Here is a 561-nt window from a genome sequence, read left to right on the forward strand (position 1 = left end):
TCCTCATCGCAGCACTCCACGCCTGCGCCTCCGGCTGGCTCTACGCCCACATGCAGCGCTTCGTGAACCCCACCCCCTTCGGCCTGCACATCGGCATCGAATACCTCTTCATGGCGGTCGTCGGCGGGGCTGGCCACGTCTGGGGCGCACTGGTGGGCGCCGGCGTCATCACCATCATGAAGCAGTGGCTGCAGGACCTGCTGCCCAAGCTCCTGGGCCACAGCGGCAACTTCGAAGTCATCGTCTTCGGCCTGATGATGGTGCTGGTGCTGCAGCGCGCCCGTGGCGGCCTGTGGCCCATCCTCGCCCGGCTGGTGCCGGTGCGCCGCGCCCACAAGGTCATCGACGCCGCCGCCGAACCGCTGCCGCGGCGTGAGCTGCCCAAGGCCGGTGAGCTCATCCTCGAAGCGCGCGACGTCACCCGCAAATTCGGTGGCCTCGTCGCCAACAACAACATGAGCCTGGAAGTGAAGGCCGGCGAAATCCTGGCGCTGATCGGCCCCAACGGCGCCGGCAAAAGCACCATGTTCAACCAGCTCTCCGGCGTCGACACCCCCACCT

1 protein-coding gene is annotated in these 561 nt (G+C 67.6%); it reads left to right on the top strand.

Annotated elements, in window-relative coordinates; translation table 11 throughout:
* The coding region (locus tag GRF61_RS24255) for a branched-chain amino acid ABC transporter permease (protein ID WP_169153171.1) at positions 1 to 561 on the top strand (561 nt) is incomplete at both ends.

It is taken from the genome of Azoarcus sp. TTM-91, assembly GCF_012911025.1.
Taxonomy (GTDB): Bacteria; Pseudomonadota; Gammaproteobacteria; order Burkholderiales; family Rhodocyclaceae; genus Azoarcus.